The sequence below is a fragment of the Phytoactinopolyspora endophytica genome (genome assembly GCF_004138495.1).
GTDB lineage: Bacteria > Actinomycetota > Actinomycetes > Jiangellales > Jiangellaceae > Phytoactinopolyspora > Phytoactinopolyspora endophytica.
On the sequence record NZ_ML142855.1, the window covers coordinates 145936 to 147438 of the forward strand.

The 1503-nt window shown below is 70.8% G+C and carries 1 protein-coding gene and 1 pseudogene; both read right to left on the reverse strand.

The features are described 5' to 3' along the window. Positions 1 to 697: pseudogene (locus ELR45_RS37960) on the reverse strand (hypothetical protein); the annotation flags it as partial. Beyond that, positions 694 to 1503: glycoside hydrolase family 38 C-terminal domain-containing protein (locus tag ELR45_RS37965; protein WP_240759761.1), on the reverse strand; the 810-nt coding region annotated here is incomplete at its 5' end. The gene ELR45_RS37965 and the pseudogene ELR45_RS37960, both read right to left, overlap by 4 nt.

The window sequence follows — 1503 nt, forward strand, 5'->3', positions numbered from 1 at the left end:
GGATCATCCCGAGTGTGGCTTCGAGGTTGCGCACCACGACGTCGTGTAGGTCCGGGCGAGAGAAGACGTCTGCGATCACGGCGAGCGACGGGTTCGATACGTGCGCTGCGTAGTTCGCGCTGCGCTCCGAGTACATCCCGTCGCTCTGCTGGTCGATGCCCTCGGCGAGCCATTGCTCGGCCCGGGCGCGCACGGAGGGGACGGGGCGGCGCCGGTACAGCCTGGCGAGTGCCGCGGTGAGCTCCCATCGGTGATTAGGCGTGTGCACGCCGCCGGCGACCATCGCCGGCAACGCGGCATCGGCGATCGCTCCGAGCATCTGCTCAAGCGGCGCCAGCGACGGCGCGACGCTGCGGCGGATGAGCTCGAGGGTGTCGCACACGTCATTGATCGCGAATGCGGAGTCTGGCGGCGACTCGACGTTGTCTCCGCCGATGAACAGGCCCGAGGCCGCCTGCATGCGCTCGAGCGCCTCCGTGTACGCGACGGCATGTGAGATGAGCGCGGCATCCCCGGTGTAGCGCCTGCCGCCCGCGAGGTACGCGCCGACGAGCAGCTTGATGCGCCGCATCGACGCGCGGTACGGCCCCAGCGGCGCTGTGTCGAGGTCGGCCGGTGACGCGGCGAGCACGCCGTCGACCGCCGCGTCTGCAGCCGTGACCACCGCGCGGCGAAACGCCTCGTCTACCTCGCTCACGCGTGGTCCCTTCGCAGTCTCAGCGTCAGCACCTCGAACGGACGCAACGTGATGCCGATGCCGCCGCTTCCGTCACCCGCGACAGTCCCGGTCCAATCGGTGAGCGGTGTCTCGACGAGATCGCATTCACGCACCTCGGCGACGGCGAAATCAGCGCGCAGCGTCGCACGCGTGCGTGCTCCGCGGCTCTCGTAGACGCGCGCGATCACGTCGCCCGAACGGTCGTCGGCGAGCTTGACAGCCGAGACGACCGCGGAGGTCGACGCGCCGTCGACGCCGGCCACGGAGACTACGGGCTCCGGAGCCGCTGCGCCCGTGATCTGGCGCGGCGGGGCGGCGAGCCTCGCACCCGCACGCAGCGCCTCATCCGTGGTCGGGGCCGGCGTGAGCACAGTCGTGAAGGTGTGCCGCCCTTGGTCCGCCCCTGGGTCGGGGAACGTCGGCGCGCGCAGCAGCGACTGCCGCACGGTCGTGACGACCCGGCCGTCGACGCTGTCGCGCGTGACGTCGTGTCCGTAGACGGCGTCGTTGGCCACGCCGACGCCGAAGCCCGGCTCGCCCACGTGCACCCAACGGTGCGCGCACACCTCGTAGCGCGCGGCATCCCACGATGTGTTGGTGTGCAGCGGGCGGCGCACGTACCCGAACTGCGTCTCGTACGCCGCGTCGTGTGCGTGGATGTCGAGGGGGAACGCGAGCTTGAGCATGCGACGACGCTCGTGCCAGTCGACCTCGGTGCGGATGCGCACGGCATCGTCGACCACCGTGACGATCTGGGTGAGGTGGCTGTGGCCGAACGCGCGCTC